Source organism: Calothrix sp. NIES-3974, assembly GCF_002368395.1.
Taxonomy (GTDB): domain Bacteria; phylum Cyanobacteriota; class Cyanobacteriia; order Cyanobacteriales; family Nostocaceae; genus NIES-3974.
Genome location: NZ_AP018254.1, coordinates 2,737,628 through 2,757,717, shown reverse-complemented (window position 1 = coordinate 2,757,717; position 20,090 = coordinate 2,737,628). Strand labels below are relative to the sequence as shown.

Sequence of the window (20,090 nt, the reverse complement as noted above, 5' to 3'; positions counted from 1 at the left end):
TTTGGATTTTAGCTTGGGAAGCTCTTGTTATACAAGGGTTACATTTATCCATCTGTCGCATTCTTTTTTCTAATTTGTATCATTTTCAAGCGAGGTTTTCTTTGGTGAGCAACTGCAAGGAGTGTTCAGTCAATTAGTTAGCGATTAGAGGGGTCGCAGAAAAATTAACCTGTTACTCAATCCTGTATTTATTATGAGTTAACAATATAGCGGTTCCCGGTCTGGTGAGGTACGATTTTAATTTTGCTTGTATTTTGATCAAAGCTAGAGAATTTTAGATGTACCTCAGTTGCTTGGGTAAGGCTATAAGCTTTGATTCATGGCTTAGTTTTCTTTCTATTCCCAACTCCCTGAAAGTTTTAGGACTTTGCGAGAAATCCATTTCAATCAGGTTTTTTTGTGGGGATAGGTTTATTTTGGTGGCAATAAATAAGGATTATTACTGGTTCTCGTCTGAAAATCTGGATTTTTTTGAATTGTCAACCCCAAACTAACCCTCTTCATTAACCAATATAATGTAGTGAGAATCACAAATGTAATTAAAATAATTACTAGTGGTTGCTTTCCGAAAATCTCTTCAATTCCTCTGGTGAGAATAGCATCCGGTTGCGTGACAAAATCCCAACTATTGAAGCGCAGGAATCTTCCCCAGTAAATACCGATTGCACACAAAGCATGGGTAATTAATTCCATACCCAAAATCCAGGAACTTTTACCCATACGGTGTAGATAATGACCAAAATTAATTAAAGAAATGACATAGGCTTCAAATCCGGCTGTAATGACGATAAAGTATACTGGAAATAACACTAACGTAATCATCCAAATCGATTGAATCGTGCGAATATCATTAATCAAATGAATGACATCTGTCAGTAAATAGGGTGCATTGGGAAGAAATGCAAAAAAGACGAGAAAACCTAACCACCAAACCCAAGAGCGTCCACGGGAAGAACGACGAAATAGCCAAATACTTAAAACTAAAGGAATAAACGCTAGAAATAAATTCCATGTCATCCAGCGCATATTGATTTGTAAGACTTGAACTACTCGATGGATTAATTCAATCAGTTCGGTTTTCATGTTTTTTTTTGCGATTTTTCAGAAACTAGACAAATAGTGCAATATTTTCCATGTAGGGAGTAGGGAGTTATGAATTTTCTTATCCGAACCGCATTACCACTACTCCCTGATCACTATGTTTCTTCAGGTGGTAATTTTGCATGTTTGCTTCTTAACTCCACCTTGGCGATCGCAAATTCCAGCAAAATTATCTCACCAAAACACGACTACGGGGTCCGATTGATTTTTGTGTTTGGGGTTGTTTCATTCGACACTGGATTTGAGCTTCAGCGCAAATTTTGGCAATCTCTGGAGTGAGTTGGTAGGTTCTACCATCGCTAAACTCAACTTCTGGAATTGTACCGTCTGGATTAGATGCGATCGCCACAACTCCTCCCAGATTAAAACCCAAGTCCGGTGTTGGTGTAACTATTGTGTTTCCCACTGGATTGTTTACAGCAATAGGGTTTGTCCCTGTCCCAGGATTAGTAGTTCCCGGATTGCTGACAACAGGGTTTGTAGTTCCCGGATTACTGACGACAGGATTCGTTGTTCCCGGATTGCTGACGACAGGGTTTGTAGTTCCCGGATTGGTAGTTCCAGGATTTGTCGTTCCCGGATTGGTGACAACAGGATCTGTTCCCCCTCCACCAGTGGTTGGACTAAGTAACTGTGCATCCGCTGGAACCGTAACTCGTAAACGTACTAATGGCACATTTTCCATGTTGGCAGATGTTACAGTTGGTGTACCGGGTAAATCTGATTTGAAATCAAATACCGTGGGACTGTCTCCACCATTTCGATCACTGTAACGAGGTCCCTGTCCCCGTAATTCAAAGGTTCCTTGATATCGATTTCCCGTATTTGGGTCTGTGACAATTCCAGTATAGAACGCTCGTCCCAATGATAATTCATCTTGGACAACGGCTTGCATTTTGACTCCCGGTAGTCTGCCTTGATAATTGAAAGGTGTTAATTCACCCTCAGAAAGAATCGGTGAAGTAATCACAGAATCAAAGGAAACAACCGGAATACCCCTAAAGTTAACATAATAGCTGAGGCTACCATCGGCATTGGTTCTAAATCTAACGTGATTAGATGTGTAAACAGGAACGTAATTAGGATTGTTGCGTGTACCAATATTCCGGAAATAGGTTCCCGTCGAATCCGTCATCACCTCCGTAATCCGGCTATTAAAATTGGGGTTAAAGCTGGGTAATTGAATCGTTCCAGAGATGGTTCCAGTGGTTTCGATGGTTAATTGTGCAGATGCAGGTGCTACAGTCAAACTAAAAAGACCACCTCCCGCGATCGCATAACCCATGTAAAATAAACGGCGAATATTAAATTGCATTTTTATTAACTCTTTGGTCAGATTTTTAAAAAAGAATTCAGGAGAAATTTGTTAACTGTTAACGGTTAGCGGTCAACGGTCAACTGTTAACCGCTAAATGTGTTAATAATCCAAAAACTTCCCACTCACTGATATCCTTACCCGGATTTCTCACAAGTAACTTATAAGTCTTGAGTGACGGATGAATTTTCCATCTACTCCCTACTCCCTACTCCCTGTAAGAATGCAAGAAGGGAGTAATAATCCAAAATCCAAAATCCAAAATCCAATAACTTCCCACTCACCGATATCCTTAATCACCTTTTCTGATTTACCTACTTAAAACCGGAAAGTAGCGCGAAGTGTACCGACCACCAATGCATCGTTATCGCGGTTGTGATTGGGGTTAAAGACAACAAATATACCGGGAGTTAGGGACAAATTATTGTTAATTTGAGCGCGGTAAAACATTTCTAAATGTAGGGATGTATCTTCCCGTCCTCCCTGTCCTCCACCAGTTGCAAAATCAGGGACGGCGAAATTGGGTAAATTATAACCATCAGGAAGGGTACTAGCGGTAATTTTCGGTGGTTGTCCAAAAATTACACCCCCCAAATTACCGGGACGGAATAAATTGGGAAGCGCAGCAAATATAGCCCAATTAGTTGTTTCTACCCTACCACTCAAACCAACGGGACGGGAAAAAGTCCAACCACCCCAACCTCCTAATTGTAAATTCGGATTCACACGCCAAGCAACCGTTGCACCAACTGCATGGTGGTCAAAAGCGTTTGCAGGTGCAAAGGGTGAACTGAGTTGGGTATCCCCGATTCCTGTGCGTAAATTATCATCCGGAGAATGGTTAAACAGATAGTGAATCCCCACATCGAGATTATCACTGGGAGCAAGAGTCACCTGTGTGCCTAGGGTATAACGTCCACCAATTAATCCCGCATTAGCGCTATTACCAGGAAAATTAGCGATTTCTGTAGTATATACCCCTTGTAAACTCATGCGATCGCTAATTTGCCAATCAAATCCAATTCCACTTCTCCCTCCTCCAATTGCTAAAATCGGATTCCGTTGACCAAATAGGGAAATAGAACCATCTCCCGCACCTTCTAGGGGATTAATACCTCGAAATGTGTTAGTCGGGTTAACTCCTGCTGTCCCCACCACTATCCCCAAGTTATCAGCGAGGGCAAAACGATAGGATAATTCACTAATATAAATATCATTCTCACCCGTATCCGATTCAAACCCTAATCGTCCCATATTAGAAAAAACCTGGGGTGCAGTCGATCCCAAATTTCCCCCCGTCAATCCCGTTAATAATAAATCCCGTCCGGTAAAGGAAGTTGCTAGGGTTAATTGGGTGCTACTGGTCATGGTTGTATTGGTTTTCCCCTGACGTTCATCTCCTGGGAATAGGGACATATCCGGTGAGTTGGTTCCCTGAACACTAATTATCGCTTGTCCAATCAATTTTGTTGTCGTGGAAAACTGATTTGCTGTCAACGCTGCATTTCGAGCTTCCAAATCCGCAACCCGTGCTTGTAACTGTTTAATTTCGGTGGTAAATTCCTCCTGTAAACGCTGCAATACCACCAAATCCTCTTGTTGAACCCTATTTTCCCTATTTTGGCTGATCAACTCGTTAATCATTTCCCAACAAGCATTTACCCCTGCGGCAAATTCATAGCGAGTCATACTACGATTCCCACGGAACGTCCCATCTGGATACCCGGAAATACATCCATACCGTTCCACAAGGGTCTGTAAGGCATTAAAAGCCCAGTCGGATGGTAAAATATCCTCCAGTTGGGAAACGGATGTCACCTGCTCCATTTCCCCAGGTATTTCTATTTGTTCTTCCCGCTTCTCTGTTTCCATGAACTCCGATGCAATTGGTCTAGGTGCGGATTCCCGAACTGGATGGGAAGTAACTGGAGATTCTGTCGTTCCTGAAGTAGAAACTTCCCTAGAAGTATCAAAAATATCAGGTTGATGGGAAATGGCATTGTGAATATTGGTTTCAGATTGAGATGGAATAGGGGATTGAGAATTCGTTGGATTAATACCAGATTGAATATAATCAGTTGTTTCCCCGACTTCTTCCAAGTCATATTGATACAGATCAACCCGTGATTTTAATTTCAGTTGTGAACGAATACTTTTCAATAAATGCTGATGTCGAATTTGTGATTTTGATTCCCCACCTGCATCCGCCGACTTTATTCGCTGCGTTAATTCCGGTAGTGTAACCGTTACAGGAATCACAGCATCAGCGAATTCCTTTCCTTCCGCTTCTGGTGGAGATGGATTGTCTGGCTGAATCACTGGTGGATTAGTAACTCCCGACGCTGTGGCTTGACCTGTGGTTATTATCCCCGCCATCAGCAGACTTGTTCGCTTCATTGTATGATTATTTACATGAGTCAGTATTTACCTTCACAGATATTTGGAATGTAATTCAGGAATGGTAGATGATTGATTTGTATAAAAATATTTTATATTCGTATAAATACGCAAGGATATCCTATTCATCTATTCCCAAAAACTTGTAAATTCCGATGGAATTGTCCCGCAGAAAGTAGCGAAGACACAGCATATAAATGTCCTTGGCAAGTTAAACTGGTAAACGGTAGCTGCGACCGTATTCCAAATGGGGCATTATGGGAGCCAATTTGCAACAGATTGCCGATTATTTAGATAATCTCGGCTGGGATTATAGACTTGAAGAAGAAGACGACCGCATCATTACCGGGGTTGAAGCCGAAAATTTAGAAGATTTTCTCATCGTTGTCCAATTGGATGAGGGTGGAAATTTTTTTCGTTTGTTTGCACCACAAGTTTTGGAAGGGGTAAAATCCCATCCCCACAAAGCGGCGATTTTGCAAACCATGTTGGCCATATCTTGGGAAACGAAAATGCTGCAATGGGAATATGACCCATCCGATGGAGAAATTCGCGCCATCATCGAGTTTCCTTTGGAAGACTCGATTTTGACAGAAAAGCAATTTAATCGCTGTTTAACGGGTTTGGTGCAGTTAGTTGATTCGGTCGCGTTACCAAGATTGCAGTCTGTGATGGAAACTGGACAAGACCCTGGCAATATTGAGCTAGGAGAGCGTATTCTATTAAGTATCCAGGAACAGTCTCCAGGATTGCTAGAAATTTTAGAAAAGGCAATGGAAGCGCGGAAAAAGCGGGGGACTTTCCCTGGAGAGAAATCCGAATAGGGGAGTTAAACCCTTTAGCTCGGAAGTGATACCCTCAATATACAGAAATATTTAGATATTTTTTGGGGCTGGATTTATGGCATCGTATGTAACTTCTTCTGCGAAAGCGGAAATGAGTGAATTGCGGCGGTTAAAGGGTTTGTTACCGCCAGAGTTACAAAGTTGGGTGACAGTTGAAGGTACAACTGACGTTAATCCTCCTTTGGTTCGCTGTGAGGAAATCGGTAAAGACCAGGTGGAAATTCAAATTGATTTGGTCAAATGGGATAATTTGGCCATTGACCAACGTAATTTGCTATTTTGGCATGAAGTTGCCCGGATTCAAAATGATACGATTCCCCGTGATGGTTGGGAAATGGCTGCATTAGCGATTGGTTTGGGTGGTGCTGTCGGGGAATTATGGGTGCAGGATGGTTTGTTGTTGTTATTAGCTTTAGCCCTGTGTGGTGTTTCCGGATGGCGATTGTATCAAAAAAACGCTGGAGATAAGCAAATCAAGGAATTGATCGAAGCTGATGAAAAAGCGATCGCCTTAGCTTGTCGTTTTAATTACAGTCTCCCCAATGCCTATAAAAGCTTGGGTAGCGCCCTCAAAACCCTCATTGATACTACTCCGAATAAGCGTCAACGGGCTAAGTATGAAGCACGACTATCGGCTTTGAAACGCAGTGCGAATAAGGCAAAATCGGAATCGAAGGGTGATATTTATAATTAGTTTCCCCCATCCATCCTAAATCTGGTATGGACGCACAGCACAAAAGAATATGTTGGGTTATGCGATCGCTACACCCAACCTTACCCAGATTTATGACAAATCCTTTAAAATTGCAGGCAGTGGAGAGTAGGGAGTAGTGAAGAAATCTACACCGGTAAAAATCCAGGTTTAATTCATTCGTATAGATTAGTTATTTTAATCTGTGAAAATCAAAAAATTGTACTTTCCCTCAGTTTGACAATATTTTTCTCAATAAATCGACCTTGATGTCAATATTAATGACTTTATTTTCAAAAAACAGACGTAATTACCATAGTTTCAAGACTGATAATTGACATCTTGACAAATCCCAAATATATTAGAGTATATTACCGCCGGGGCTCTACCGAATAAAAATTGTGAGATTTAGATAAAAGTAGCGAAATCAATATAAGCGATAAAAGCGATCGCCTAACTAAGCAAATTGAAATGTAACAAATTTCCCCCTAGTCCCCACCCTTCTTTATTAGAACGGGGACTCGCTTTTCACTGAGTATTCCTCACAACTGATTCAGAATTTTGTGGGTTTGGGGAACCACCCGCACATCCTTGACAATTTTCTTTAACATTGCCTGCCATTGCAGAACTTGGAACGGTGAAGGTTCGGTTTGTGGAGTCATTGTATTCATGGGGATCGATGGTAATGGTGTCACGGGTTGTAAAAAAATCGGTATGGTGGGGTTTACCTGTTGCACTAATTCAGCAGCATAGATTAATTCATCAAGGTCAGTGGTGGCGGAAATGATAATTTTCACAAATACCTGCACTTGAGCTTGATCGCAAATTTGCATAAATTCCCGATGTTGTTGCCAACGGGTTTCCCCACTCACACTAGGTAGCTTGATATCCATCCCCACCCAATCCAGGTAAGGTATAAGCATTTTTAATTGTTGGGGACGATGACCACCCGTCTCCAAGTAAATCGGTAAACCAGTGATAGCCCGAATTTCTGGTAAAAAATGCTGTAGAAAAGGTGATGAAAGGAGTGGTTCTCCGCCAGTAATCGAGATACTATCATGGAGGTCAGGTATATTTTGCCGCGAGACCCATTTAGTTAATATAGGTAGAGGCACTGGATTCGAGTGTGTTTCAAAATTACGCATCCCTGGAGTTTGTTCGATTCGGCATGTAGGGGGTGCATCCCAGGTGTGGGCGCTATCACAAAAATGACAGCGTAAATCACACCGGGCAAATCTGATAAAGATTTGCCGCGTGCCTACATTTAGCCCTTCCCCTTGAATTGCGGAAAAAACTTCAATCAGGTGTGCTGTCGGTGTCACTTGAGTTGGCAAAGTCATGAAATGGTAACAATTATGTTGAAACCGTAATGGTTTTGTGTGGATTTGATGAACAGGGGATTTAGGTGACTAATTGCGACCTAAATTATCTTCTATGTTCTATTGTGGAGGGTGCTGATACATGTTTGCCATTAATTTATGACTTGCGGCAATTTCCGGTTTCATCAATGACCGGATGGGGTTAAGGTGTTCGTGAGAACAAAATCATCACAGGGTGGAGAATTTTAACAAGATCAACTAACGTGCAAAGTCCCATGACAAGCCAACCGAAAGAGGCTGATTTCCCCATTACTTTTACTAACGACACAGCTATAGTCCAAGTACCTGTTCGTTTGAGTGTCATTGAAGCAGTAGCGTTTAAGCAGACTTGTCAAGACTTGATATTGACACATGAGTCCCTCAAACGTGTGGCGATCGCATTTACTCAAACAACATTCATGGATAGTAGTGGACTTGGTGCGTTAATCAGTTCCTATCGAACTGCTCAAACAAAACAAGTCGAATTTACGCTGTTTGATACCACTCCCCAGGTAATGGCAGTGTTAAAGTTGACAGGTTTAGATGGGGTTTTACCCATAGAAACGAACTTGGAGAAACTCCCAGTTACCAGTCAAAAGTTGGATGAGGTCTTACCAGAGACCCACCCATCGATTAAATCCTGGATGAAAAGGATAATTGATATTGTCGGTGCAATCGTCGGCTTAGTGATTACGGGAATTTTATTTATTCCCATTGCGATCGCCATTTATCTAGATGACCCCGGTCCAATTTTGTTTGCACAAACTCGCTGTGGGTGGATGGGTAAGCAATTTCGGATGTGGAAGTTTCGTTCCATGTGCGTTGATGCGGAAGCCAAAAAGGCTGAGTTAATTGCTCAAAACCGAGTGAAAGGGGCATTTTTTAAAATCGATAATGACCCCCGTGTCACCCGTGTGGGTCGATTTTTACGTCGCACCAGTTTAGATGAACTACCCCAATTCTGGAATGTACTTATTGGTGAAATGAGTTTGGTGGGAACCCGTCCCCCGACTCCTGATGAGGTTTCGAGTTACGAAGTTCCAGAATGGCAAAGACTTGATGTCAAACCCGGTATGACCGGAGAATGGCAAGTCAGTGGTCGTTCCAGTATTCGTAGTTTTGAGGATGTAATCCGTCTGGATTTGCAATATCAGCAAAACTGGACTCTTGTTTATGATTTAAAACTGATCCTTAGAACTATCACAATTTTATTTAACAAAAATAGCGGTGCTGTTTAAACCTGAGTTCAATCACAGCATAATTTTTTACCGTAGAGACGACCCGATGGGTCGTCTCTACTTGTTTGCAAACAATATGGATGTCTAAATTTGTTTGTTTTTGCGGGTGTTGAAAACCACGAAATTTGAGGCAATGATTTAGGAATTTATCATTCCTATTTCCATACAATTACCACCCCTATTTGACGGAGGTCGTTATTTAATTGTTACCGAGAGAATTTCCGTAATACTGATAATCCGAATCTGAATTTTATCTTGATGTCGTTATCAATGGATTGATTCATTCGAGATTATCGAACAAAAATAGCGATCGCGATCCACATGTCATCTGTGATTAGGTTTAATTACTACCGTAAAAACCACGATACTTTGGCTCACCAGAGGCTAAATCAATGTATCAAAAATTGCCAATGTATGAGTTGTGAGCAAAGTTAATTTTTACTTAATCTTCAAGGAAAAATAACGGACATTAATCGTTTCTAAAGAGAAAATCAGTATTAGGGGTGAAAAATCATGCCTAATGATTGCCCAAAAGAGACTTTGATTTAGGTTTGAAGCTACCGACGCGCTGATTGTCCACAAACCAGATTAATAAATAAATTTTTATGCGGATTTTAATTTACTCATACAACTACCATCCGGAACCGATTGGGATTGCACCCTTGATGACAGAACTTGCGGAAGGATTGGTGAATCGAGGTCATCAAGTGCGAGTTGTCACCGCAATGCCAAACTATCCCCAGCGTCAGGTATACGAAGACTATCGGGGTAAGTTTTTTGTCACAGAGTACAAAAACGGTGTAAAAATTCAACGTAGTTGTGTGTGGATTCGTCCCCAACCGAACTTACTCGATCGCATCTTATTAGATGGAAGTTTTGTGATGACAAGCCTATTACCAGCTTTAAACGGTTGGCGACCCGATATTATTTTCACCACTTCTCCTTCCTTACCTGGTTGCATACCCGCATCCTTCCTGGGTTCGTTTTTTGGTTGTCCCGTAGTTTTAAATTTGCAAGATATTCTCCCGGATGCAGCGATTCATGTCGGCTTACTCAAAAATAAACTGTTAATTAAGATATTTAGTGCTTTAGAAAAATTTGCCTATCGTGCTGCGACTAAAATTAGTGTGATTGCCGACGGATTTGTCGATAATCTCCGGGAAAAAGGCGTAGACCCGGAGAAAATTGTCCAAATACCTAATTGGGTGGATGTGAATTTTATTCGTCCGGGAGCAAAGCAAGGAAACCCCTTCCGAATCACCCATAACCTGGAAGATAAATTTGTGGTGATGTATTCGGGAAATATTGCCTTGACCCAAGGATTGGAAACCGTCGTCAAAGCTGCTAGTAAACTGCGCCATATCCCAGAAATTGCCTTTGTGATTGTCGGTGAAGCAAAAGGACTGGAGCGTTTACAACAGGAATGTCTCGCTTGTGGTGCAGATAATGTGTTACTGCTACCCTTCCAACCCCGGGAAAAATTACCAGAAATGCTCAGTGCAGCCAATGTGGGTTTGGTGGTGCAAAAGAAAAATGTGATTTCTTTTAATATGCCTTCCAAAATCCAGGTTTTGCTTGCCAGTGGTAGTGCCATTGTGGCATCTGTTCCCGATAGTGGTACTGCGGCTAAGGCTATTCGCCAAAGTGGAGGTGGGGTAGTCGTTGCACCAGAAAATCCAGAAGCCCTAGCTCAAGCAATTATTAATTTATACGAAAATCCCGAACTAGTAAATTCCTTGGGTTACAACAGTCGGAAGTTCGCCGTGGAAAATTACTCCTTCGATGCAGCCTTGAATCAATATGAAGCGTTATTTGAGGAGTTGACCAGTTCTGTCCACAAACAGTTATCCCAACCACTGCAACCAGTGTATGAACCTGTGTTTTATTCTTTACCAGATTCTGGTAACGCCATTAATTCGGGGATTGTCTCGAAAAAGTAAACCTTTCTATTGGTCTGTCCTATAAAATTGCTTTGTAGTCAGGGCTACCGCCTTCACGAGGCAGGAGCCTCGTAGATTCCACACCCACACGGAGCATGGGTGCGAAGGAAGTATTAACTTTTTATCTAGTGACCATACTCCGCGTGGTCACTTAGTGAGTTGAAGGCTCTGCCTTCATTCACGAAGCAGGAGCCTCGCTGATTCTGCTCCCACGCGGAGCATGGGAGCGAGGGGAATACGTAGAGTGTGGTCACTCAGTCAGTGAGGGCTACTGCCTTCACGAGGCAGTAGCCCTCGTGGATTCCGCACCCACGCGGAGCATGGGTGCGAGGGAAAAGGTAGGCGTATTTACGCCGCGTGGTAATAGTTTCCAAGCATGTTCTTCAAGCCTAAATCAAGAATTAACTACATAGGCGACCGTTTTTTTGTTAGTATTCAAGAAAAACCTAATACCTGGATTTCTCACGAGTAAGTTGTAAGCCTTGAGTAACGGACTGATTTTCCTTCTACGGACTATCCCTGTGAGTTTTAGGGTTTTGTGAGAAATGCGGGAATAGCATTTGCCAATAGTTTGACTATTTTGTCAATTGGCTGTGTCAATTTGGAAGGCGTGTATTAGCTGTTCCATAATATTTTGTGGGGAGTTCTGACAATTAGGGGTTAACAGAATTTACACACCGACAAGTTGTCAAATTGTTAAGTATGATTACAACTTTAATTTTAGTCGTTGAGGTTTAATGGCTGATTCTATTCCAACTCATTCTTCCATACAATCATTAGCAAGAACCGATTTAGCAATGGCGGATGTAGATGAGAGCGAACAACTAGCGAAAGCGATCGCCCTTGCAGCTTCGGAGAAAAAGGCTGGCGACATCAAGATTTTGAAAGTCGCCGATATTTCCTATTTGGCGGATTATTTTGTGATTTTGACAGGTTATTCGCGGGTACAGGTGCGAGCGATCGCATCGGCAATTGAAACAGCAGTAGAGGAGCAATACCAACGCCGTCCTTTACAGGTGGAAGGAAAGGCAGAAGGAAGTTGGATATTACATGACTATGGCGAGGTGATTGTTCACTCCATGATGCCAGCAGAACGGGAATTCTACAATTTAGAGGCTTTTTGGGGACATGCAGAGTCTATTGAGTTTTCCGTCTTTGAAGACCAAGGGAGCAAATAACCGATGATTGAATCCTCAGTCAGCAATTGTCCGGTACCGAGGGAACAGCAGCCTGTCAATGAGTATGAAGCCCTCAAGGTTGCATGGCTATATCGTGACTGCACCCTCAGTTGGCGTGGTTATATTGGCAAAATACTGTGGATTTACTCGATTTCCTGGTTGATTGCTGGACCTGTTGCCGCAGCGAGTTTTCCCCTACATAAATATTTTGCCAAATTTCTCCTTGGTGGGTCAGCCGGTGCAAGTATCGGAGTTTTACTGATTTTGGTCAGGTTATACTCTGGTTGGTTTTATGTTCGCAACCGCCTACGGAGTCCAGTAATTTTCTACGAAGAATCCGGTTGGTACGATGGACAAACCTGGACAAAACCAGAAGACATATTAGCCCGCGATCGCCTAATTGTTTCTTACCAAATTCAACCGATTCTACGCCGTCTAGAGCTAACTTTTGCCGTTTTGGCTGGTTTATATCTGCTCGGAATTGTCATTTGGCAATTTCTGTAGATAGGATCTGCGGAACAAGTCTTTAAGTGAAGTTAGGGAAGAGGGAGTGGGTCGTAGAGACGACCCACCGGGTCGTCTCCAGGGAAGCCAGGACAGCAAACAACTTTTTCATCGGCAATTGAGACTGCCCCTGTCACCCCCTCAAGGGATGAAAAACGTTATATAATATCTATCCGCCCAAATATTTAGCTCGAATCATCTACCAACTACATGATGGGAAAACGCACGCAAACAAACCCCCTTGAAGTTCGCCTACTACGGGAGGGTATTATCGAGTCCAAGCACATCGTTGAAGCTGTAGTTACAGATGAACGAGGTAGGGTGTTATCTGTGGCGGGAAATGCTCAAACAGCAACCTTTGTCCGTTCGGCACTCAAACCATTTCAAGCCTTAGCCGTAACAACTACAGGTACTCTTGAACGCTATGATTTAAGCGATCGCGATTTAGCAATTATCACTAGTTCCCATCAAGGCAGTATTGAACAGGTTCGTCAAGTTTTTAATATTCTTTGGCGTGCTGATATCGATCCATCCGCTCTCCAATGTCCAATCCCCGATGGTAAGCGTAGTCGGCTAGAATACAATTGTTCCGGTAAACACGCGGGAATGCTAGCTGTTTGTCAACAGAGGAATTTCCCCCTAAATACCTATTTGGAGCGTAAACACCCTGTCCAGCAACTAATCTTAACCAAAGTCGCCGAAATGCTGCGGATGCCAGCTGAAGAATTTATCAGTGTCCACGATGACTGTGGTGTCCCAACCTATCTCATGCAACTCACCCAAATTGCCCATTTGTACGCCCAACTTGCAGCCAGACACAACCTAGATTTAGAACGAATTGTACGCGCGATGACCCACCATCCAGCAATGGTTGCAGGGGATGGCAAATTTGACACAGAATTAATGCGTTTGACTCCTGGAGAAATTATCAGCAAATCCGGAGCGGAAGGAATTCAATGTATTGGTCGTTTAGGTGAGGGGATGGGATTAGCCATTAAAGTCATCGATGGGGCCAAACGGGCTAAATATGCCGCCGCCATTCACATCCTGCAACAGTTAGGCTGGATTCCTCCTAGCACCGCAGACGCTCTTGGTGAGCGGTTCTTGAACATCGGCAAGTACAACCGTTTAGAAATAATTGGCGAATTATCAATTTAGGGTTGTCAAATTCTCGAACTTCAGGGTATAGTATAGAAGTAGAAGCGACGCGGGATAGAGCAGCCTGGTAGCTCGTCGGGCTCATAACCCGAAGGTCAGTGGTTCAAATCCACTTCCCGCCACCAAATTGATTTAAAGGATAAAAGCTCGTATTCTTGCGGATTGCGAGCTTTTATTTATTATTATTATAGGTCAATACGGTTTTCACCCTCAGATGTACTACATTTGCTTGTATCTTAGGGCTTGCTGAAAAGTAGTAAAACTCTTATACTGTCAGCTTCGGAGAGTATTTTAGTTCCAGAAAATGCAAATAAATAAGTGCATAGAAGCTCAAAAAACTTACATCTGTCTGTAGTTTTTTGGGTCTTGTGAAAATTGAAATCCCTATTACCACGCGGCATAAATACGCCTAGCTTTTCCCTCACACCCATGCTCTACCTGGGTGCGGAATCTACGAGACTCCTCCCTGACCTTGTGACTGAAGGCTGTAGTCCTCGCTGACTGAGTGACCACGCAGAGCATAGTCACTAGATAAAAGTTCTGACTAAGTTAATACTCGGTTTATTTCCGCCAACCTGTACTAGGGTTAAACCTACTCCCTATTCCCCGTTCCCTACCTTCATGACGGTATAAGACAGGGAACATGGAGACAAAAAACAATAATCGGGATGACTGGATTCGAACCAGCGGCCCCTTCGTCCCGAACGAAGTGCGCTACCAAGCTGCGCTACATCCCGTTAATAAACGCCAGCTCCCATCATAGCATGAATTTTCGATATAAATACAACAATCCACAAAATGGAAGTACCCCTATGTGTAGGCAAACGATAGAGAAGTTGCTGTTTGGATGAATGTTATATTTTCACCTACCCTTGGGTAATAACATCAATTAATTCCTGGGGGTGGTGAATTAGATAATCAGGTTTTTGTTGAGCTAAGACTTCAGGGGAGTTGAATCCCCAGGTGACGGCGATGATTTTGATGTTGGCTTTTTTTGATGCTTCAATATCTCTAGTTTCATCGCCAACATATATCACGTTTTCGGGTTTAATTTGTTTTTGTCTGAGAACATTATTGATAATTGTCGTTTTGCCAAAAATTGTCACACCTGAATAAATAAATTCAAATAGGTGGTCAAGTTGGTTAATTTTGAGGAATTCCAGGACATTTTCCTGGGAATTAGAGGTAATAATTCCCAATCTAAAACCTTGATTTTTCAGCTCATAAAGGGCTTCCTGCATTCCCGGAATTGGTTTCAGGTCAGGTATTTTTGTTTTCAATTCGGACTTGACTTTTTTGACCAAAAAGGGAATTTTTAGCACAGATATACCCGAATATCGAATTACATCACGGGCACTTAGCTTCTGCAATATCGACAATTCTTCCGGAGAGATTTGTGCATATCCAAATTCGACAGCTAAACGATTCACCACTGCCACCATTGCATCCAGCGTATCCGCAATTGTACCGTCAAAATCAAAAATAATTACTTTTTTCATGTTGTCGCCGGCAATGCATCAAGGTTTGCGCGGGCATTTCGTCGTAACATGGCGGGTTTAATCCGTCGTAACGCCGATGCTGTAAATCTTTTGTCCCATTCTGGGTCAGAGATTGTCGCCAATTCTACCAGCTTTGGCGCGAGATTACTAGGATAGGGTTGAAACTCTGCTACCGTTGTTGGTTGGGCAAATCGTTGATTCCAAGGACATACATCCTGACAGATATCACATCCTGCTACCCATCCTTGCAATTGCGATCGCATTTCTGGAGGTAATTCCTGATGCCGATTTTCGATTGTATGATATGCGATACATCGGTTAGCATCGATGGTTCCGGGACTAGTAATAGCGTTAGTTGGACACATATCAATACAACGGGTACATGTTCCACAATGGGGTGTATGGGGTTGGTCGGGAACTAAATCCATGTTGGTTAGGATTTCACCGAGAAACACCCAAGAGCCATATTCACGGGTAATCACATTGGCGTTTTTGGCAATCCAACCGATACCTGCACGTTGGGCCCATATTTTATCTTGAATTGGTCCGGTATCTGCATAATACCGCACCTGAATTCCCTCGATTTTTGCCTCTAACCAACTACTCAAAGCCTTCAACTTTTTGTGCATGACTTTGTGATAATCCCGTCCCCAAGCATAGCGGGATATTTTCCCGTACTCTGGTTCCGTGGGTCGTTGGTGAGGTGTGTAATAATTTAAGGCCACGCAAATCAGCGATCGCACTTCCGGCATCACTTGACGGATATTTTGCCTTTTGGGATTTTCCATCCATGCCATATCGGCATGATAACCATTTTTTAACCATTCTTGTAACCGCAAATCTACAGAATCTACTTCATCAACCTTGGCAATCCCCACCTTACTAAATCCCAATTCCAAGGCTTGCGCTTTTATTTCCTGACTGATGACTGCTGAGGATTGATACATTACTTGAGGAAATTGAGCAACTGACTGCAAGTTGATAATATCATTCCCCGGAATAACTTGTAGGGAATGGGGAATAGGGAGTAGAGAGTTGAAAAAAACACTTTCATCCCCGTTGGTGTCAGCAATACATGTAGGCTACTCCATACTCCACAGCAATAATTTTAATTTTTCCCACATGATTACTTGGTCATGATTGTCTGTACCGTTGATTACAAGATGAGAATAATCTCATGAAATTTTCATCTCAAGTTCATATACTCTTGTCAAAATATCAGTAGAAAAGGCTACAAATAAAGCCAATTCGTGATTTCAGGCTGAATCTACCAAGAACAATATTTTCAAATCAAGAATTACGGAATTTATCGGTATGGCTGGCTATATTTTCCGTCTGCTTATACGCAAAAAACCAGAATTAAATCGGAGGATTTTATGAGCAATAATCGTTGGTTAGCGGTAGCTGGTATCAGCTTACTTGGAGTCGTATTTAGCTACTCAGTTGCGCTTGCAGAAGAAACGGTATGTCGAGGAAGTTTAGGCGCTGTAACGTTAGATAATGTTAAAGTTCCCAGTGGCGCTAATTGTCAGATGAATGGTACAACTGTTAAGGGTAATATTAAAGTTGAATCTAATGCTAGTTTTAACGGTTCTGGCATCAAAGTCAATGGTAATATCCAAGCCGAAAATGCAGCACAGGTGATTGTGCGGTCAAGTTCATCTGTAGGTGGTAGCATTCAAATTAAACAATCCCAAAGTGCAAACATTACAGGTACTCGGATTAATCAAGATTTACAGTTCGATGAAAACAACAAAAAACTTGTCGCTAACAACAATACAATTAATGGCAATTTGCAAGCCTTTAAAAATAACGGTGGACTAGAGATTAGACAAAACCGTATTAATGGAAATCTCCAGTGTAAAGAAAATTCCCCTGCTCCCGTTGGAGGTGCAAATGTTGTCCAAGGTAATAAAGAAGATCAATGTTCCAGATTATAGTTTCCTATCAGGTTTAGTTGAGAACACCTAAATTCTGGAATTGGTAAATTAAGTAAGCTCCTAATCACGAGTATTAGGAGCTTATTTTGCAAAAATTAGCAAGAGGCTAGCTACTTCCTCAATTCTCAATTGCCGACTCAAATTAGAGCAAATAAATTTACTAAAAGTTAGAAATTCAGTAATATTTCTTAACCCAACGGGAATATTCCGATGATAGATCAATGTTTGCTGCTAATTCAATAAGAATCCAACTGCTGCAAACCTTCTGGTTCGGGGTTTATAGTAAGAATCCAACTGCTGCAAACCTTCTGGTTCGGGGTTTATAGTTTTATTGCGCCAGGTTTTTAACCCTATCCCCAAAGTTACACTCCCCGACTTCAAGCATAAATCCATGCGATCGCGTCCAATAACATGTTCCCGTTCCACAGTTCCACCTCCATATGATGACACGGTTTCGCTAGGGCATTAGGTTAACAGTCAACAACCCTACATGTAAGATTTTATAAATCATCTCGGATTGCTATATAAGCTTATATAAGCAATTACTTCTCCTGTATCCTGTGTCCTGTATCCTGTATTCTGTGATTTACTAAGCGTAAACAAGCTTGTCCCCCCAAATATTCCGGTTCAACACAATCCAAGTGAAAATCCTGACAGGGATAGGAATGAAGATTTTCTAGTTCCCTTAAGGACGCAAGCAAAACTGTTTGGGCTATGGTAATTTTTGCTTGATTATTTAGCAGAAAAGTCCAGACCACATTGATATCTTGTCGCTGGCTCCTCAGTTTACCAAATACGTCTATTTTTGTTCGGTGATTATAAAAAGGAGAAATATGACGCTCCTTCACCTCTAAATACAGTCCCGGTGGTTGACGCTGAAAATACTGATATATCTGCTTTCTACCAATTATTTGCGGTTGAAATGGTGGAGCCAAAATCCCTTCATTTGTAAATAAGGATACAGTGCGCCGATATAACCCCTGATTAATCGAATCAAAGTAACTTCCGACTACATAATCCAATGCAATACGCGGAGCCTCAAGTTTTTGACTGATTGCAGCACCACTATTGGTAATTAGCTGATTCTTATTTTCTGGAGGCTTCTCTAGCTTGACGACTACTTCTGTTGGGGAATTTTTGATTGCTGATATCATCCTATTCCTATTTGGTTTGATTTGAGATTGGGTATTTTGAACTTGGTCAACCTCTGACGGAGGTTCCTGTCTTTACTTATCTAGTGGGTATTTTTATATACCCATCACAACTCTCTGTTTTTGCCTACTTTCTAGTAAATTGGTTTTTATGTACTACTGAAATAGAATAATATATAAGTAATGTAAATGTTTTTAAAGAAATATTGAGATTTTAATCAAGTACGTAATAATTATAGGGTAAATTAGATGGCTGTCAAAATACTTTTGCGACAAAAGATTCAAAAATAAAGGAAACTGGGCCACAGAAAAGGGGTAGAATCTGTGTTTCCTAGGCAAAGATGATTTACACTCAAACTGAGAACGCATTTAGTGATTGATCATGTCCTCGATTATTGAAACTTTGCCCCCTGCTTTAGCAAAAATAGTCCAACGCTTCCAGCGTGCGACGGAACCGAAACGACGCTATGAGCAGTTAATCTGGTATGGTACAAAGCTAAAAGAGTTTCCAGAGGCTGACAAAATACCCGAAAATAAGGTGATGGGTTGTGTTTCCCAGGTTTATATTACAGCCGAGTTCAGGGATGGGGGAGTATTTTTTCAAGGGGATTCCGACTCACAGTTAACGAAGGGGTTGGTAGGCTTGTTGATTGAAGGTTTAAATGGATTACCAGCCCAGGAAATTGTCAATCTTGCTCCCGATTTCATTCAAGAGACAGGATTAAACGTGAGTTTAACGCCTTCACGGGCTAACGGTTTTTATAACATTTTTAAAACGATGCAGGCTAAAGCTGCTGAGTATCTTTAACTTAGATTTAGAATCCAGGATACAGGAGTATCCTTTCTCCTACCTATGAGTACCCAATTAGTTGCAAATCCAATCTATAAACAGATTGGTGGTATTATCAGTGAATACATTTGGTGTTGGCAAAAGCGAGAAATTCGCGTTGTCTACGAAACCTTGGGTGATGGTGCGCCATTATTGCTATTACCAGCTTTGAGTACGGTGTCAATGCGTTCGGAAATGGCGGGGATTGCCCAAATTCTCTCTTCCCATTTTCAAACTGTGACTGTTGATTTTCCGGGTTTTGGGGATTCATCTCGTTTCGCAGTGGATTATCAAGCTGGTTTATATGAGCAGTTTTTGGCGGATTTTATCACTGCTACATTTTCGGTTCCTATAGGGGTCGTTGCAGCTGGTCATAGTGCGACCTATGTCCTCAAACTAGCTAATCAACAGCCGGAGTTATTTTCCCGGTTAGTATTTGTGGCTCCAACTTGGCGTGGTCCTTTGCCGACGATGGGTGTAAATCGGGAGGTGGCGAAGTTGGTTAAGGATGTGATTCGTTTACCGATTTTAGGGCAACTTTTATACAAGTTGAATACCTTACCATCCTTTCTCAAATGGATGTATAGTCGTCATGTATACGCAGATAGTTCCAAATTGACACGGGATTTGATTGAGTATAAATGGCATAATACCCAACAACCGGGAGCGCGCTATGCACCGGGAGCATTTGTGACGGGAACATTAGATGGGGTAAGTAGTACGGAAGAATTTTTGCAACTAGGGAAAAATTTATCAATTCCTTTAATGGTGGTAATAGGAAATTCATCGCCACCAAAATCGCGATCGCAAATGGATGCTCTAGCACAATTAAATCAAGTTGAGAGTATAATTCTACCCGGAACCTTGGGGATGCATGAAGAATATGCTGTGGAAGTGGCTACAAGTATAGCTCCCTTTTTGAAAGTCTCTGCTAGGTAATTTAGTA

The 20,090-nt window shown here is 41.9% G+C and carries 18 protein-coding genes and 2 tRNA genes; 11 read left to right on the top strand and 9 right to left on the bottom strand.

The window, feature by feature from the left end; translation table 11 throughout:
• Window positions 1-411: 411 nt before the first annotated feature.
• The 3 genes from CDC37_RS10960 to CDC37_RS10950 all read right to left on the bottom strand — a co-directional run bounded on the left by CDC37_RS10960 (window position 412) and on the right by CDC37_RS10950 (window position 4,813).
• Window positions 412-1,083 (bottom strand): DUF1361 domain-containing protein, encoded by a 672-nt coding sequence (locus CDC37_RS10960; RefSeq protein WP_096621918.1) that lies wholly within the window; start codon window positions 1,081-1,083, stop codon window positions 412-414.
• 187 nt (window positions 1,084-1,270) lie between these two features.
• On the bottom strand, window positions 1,271-2,416 hold the full coding sequence (locus tag CDC37_RS10955) for a hypothetical protein (protein ID WP_096621916.1): 1,146 nt from the start codon (window positions 2,414-2,416) through the stop codon (window positions 1,271-1,273).
• Between the two features lie 318 nt (window positions 2,417-2,734).
• Window positions 2,735-4,813 (bottom strand): iron uptake porin, encoded by a 2,079-nt coding sequence (locus tag CDC37_RS10950; protein ID WP_096621915.1) that lies wholly within the window; start codon window positions 4,811-4,813, stop codon window positions 2,735-2,737.
• 257 nt (window positions 4,814-5,070) lie between these two features.
• Here CDC37_RS10950 and CDC37_RS10945 point away from each other — a divergent pair, with 257 nt between their 5' ends.
• Both CDC37_RS10945 and CDC37_RS10940 read left to right on the top strand, forming a co-directional pair.
• Entirely contained in the window at window positions 5,071-5,637 is a 567-nt protein-coding gene (locus tag CDC37_RS10945; RefSeq protein ID WP_096621914.1) for a hypothetical protein, read from the top strand.
• A 76-nt stretch (window positions 5,638-5,713) separates the two neighbouring features.
• Complete coding sequence (locus CDC37_RS10940) at window positions 5,714-6,352, top strand: DUF3318 domain-containing protein (RefSeq protein ID WP_096621912.1); 639 nt, start codon at window positions 5,714-5,716, stop codon at window positions 6,350-6,352.
• A gap of 539 nt (window positions 6,353-6,891) precedes the next feature.
• Here CDC37_RS10940 and CDC37_RS10935 read toward each other — a convergent pair.
• Window positions 6,892-7,689: a 7-carboxy-7-deazaguanine synthase QueE gene (locus CDC37_RS10935; protein ID WP_096621911.1), complete on the bottom strand. Its 798-nt coding sequence runs from the start codon at window positions 7,687-7,689 to the stop codon at window positions 6,892-6,894.
• A gap of 254 nt (window positions 7,690-7,943) precedes the next feature.
• Here CDC37_RS10935 and CDC37_RS10930 point away from each other — a divergent pair, with 254 nt between their 5' ends.
• From CDC37_RS10930 to CDC37_RS10905, 6 genes are all read left to right on the top strand, one after another.
• On the top strand, window positions 7,944-8,945 hold the full coding sequence (locus tag CDC37_RS10930; protein ID WP_096621909.1) for a sugar transferase: 1,002 nt from the start codon (window positions 7,944-7,946) through the stop codon (window positions 8,943-8,945).
• A 605-nt stretch (window positions 8,946-9,550) separates the two neighbouring features.
• Window positions 9,551-10,885: a glycosyltransferase family 4 protein gene (locus tag CDC37_RS10925; protein WP_096621907.1), complete on the top strand. Its 1,335-nt coding sequence runs from the start codon at window positions 9,551-9,553 to the stop codon at window positions 10,883-10,885.
• Between the two features lie 737 nt (window positions 10,886-11,622).
• Window positions 11,623-12,063, top strand: a complete 441-nt coding sequence (rsfS, locus tag CDC37_RS10920) for a ribosome silencing factor (RefSeq protein ID WP_096621906.1) — start codon at window positions 11,623-11,625, stop codon at window positions 12,061-12,063.
• A 3-nt stretch (window positions 12,064-12,066) separates the two neighbouring features.
• Window positions 12,067-12,567, top strand: a complete 501-nt coding sequence (locus CDC37_RS10915; RefSeq protein WP_096621904.1) for a CGLD27 family protein — start codon at window positions 12,067-12,069, stop codon at window positions 12,565-12,567.
• Between the two features lie 213 nt (window positions 12,568-12,780).
• The gene (locus tag CDC37_RS10910) at window positions 12,781-13,725 is read left to right on the top strand and encodes an asparaginase (protein WP_096626085.1); all 945 of its coding nucleotides are present in this window, start codon (window positions 12,781-12,783) and stop codon (window positions 13,723-13,725) included.
• Window positions 13,726-13,773: 48 nt separating this feature from the next.
• Window positions 13,774-13,850 (top strand) — tRNA-Met (locus CDC37_RS10905).
• Between the two features lie 538 nt (window positions 13,851-14,388).
• Here the strand turns inward: CDC37_RS10905 and CDC37_RS10895 are convergent.
• From CDC37_RS10895 to queG, 3 genes are all read right to left on the bottom strand, one after another.
• A tRNA-Pro gene (locus CDC37_RS10895) sits at window positions 14,389-14,462 on the bottom strand.
• Window positions 14,463-14,591: 129 nt separating this feature from the next.
• The gene (locus CDC37_RS10890; RefSeq protein ID WP_096621901.1) at window positions 14,592-15,224 is read right to left on the bottom strand and encodes an HAD-IA family hydrolase; all 633 of its coding nucleotides are present in this window, start codon (window positions 15,222-15,224) and stop codon (window positions 14,592-14,594) included.
• Window positions 15,221-16,171 (bottom strand): tRNA epoxyqueuosine(34) reductase QueG, encoded by a 951-nt coding sequence (gene queG / locus CDC37_RS10885; RefSeq protein WP_096621899.1) that lies wholly within the window; start codon window positions 16,169-16,171, stop codon window positions 15,221-15,223. The genes CDC37_RS10890 and queG overlap by 4 nt, the downstream gene beginning before the upstream one ends.
• A gap of 429 nt (window positions 16,172-16,600) precedes the next feature.
• Here queG and CDC37_RS10880 point away from each other — a divergent pair, with 429 nt between their 5' ends.
• Complete coding sequence (locus CDC37_RS10880; RefSeq protein WP_096621898.1) at window positions 16,601-17,164, top strand: hypothetical protein; 564 nt, start codon at window positions 16,601-16,603, stop codon at window positions 17,162-17,164.
• A 231-nt stretch (window positions 17,165-17,395) separates the two neighbouring features.
• On the opposite strand, the gene CDC37_RS10875 is transcribed toward CDC37_RS10880, so the two are convergent.
• Window positions 17,396-17,614, bottom strand: coding sequence for a hypothetical protein (locus CDC37_RS10875; RefSeq protein ID WP_197707058.1), 219 nt, complete (start codon window positions 17,612-17,614; stop codon window positions 17,396-17,398).
• Window positions 17,615-17,706: 92 nt separating this feature from the next.
• Window positions 17,707-18,318, bottom strand: coding sequence for a hypothetical protein (locus CDC37_RS10870; RefSeq protein WP_096621896.1), 612 nt, complete (start codon window positions 18,316-18,318; stop codon window positions 17,707-17,709).
• A 379-nt stretch (window positions 18,319-18,697) separates the two neighbouring features.
• On the opposite strand from CDC37_RS10870, the gene CDC37_RS10865 reads away from it, so the two are divergent.
• On the top strand, window positions 18,698-19,123 hold the full coding sequence (locus tag CDC37_RS10865; RefSeq protein WP_096621894.1) for a SufE family protein: 426 nt from the start codon (window positions 18,698-18,700) through the stop codon (window positions 19,121-19,123).
• A 45-nt stretch (window positions 19,124-19,168) separates the two neighbouring features.
• Window positions 19,169-20,083 carry an alpha/beta fold hydrolase gene (locus CDC37_RS10860; RefSeq protein ID WP_096621893.1) on the top strand — a complete coding sequence of 305 codons (915 nt, stop codon included), beginning with the start codon at window positions 19,169-19,171 and terminating at the stop codon, window positions 20,081-20,083.
• The last annotated feature ends 7 nt before the right edge of the window (window positions 20,084-20,090 follow it).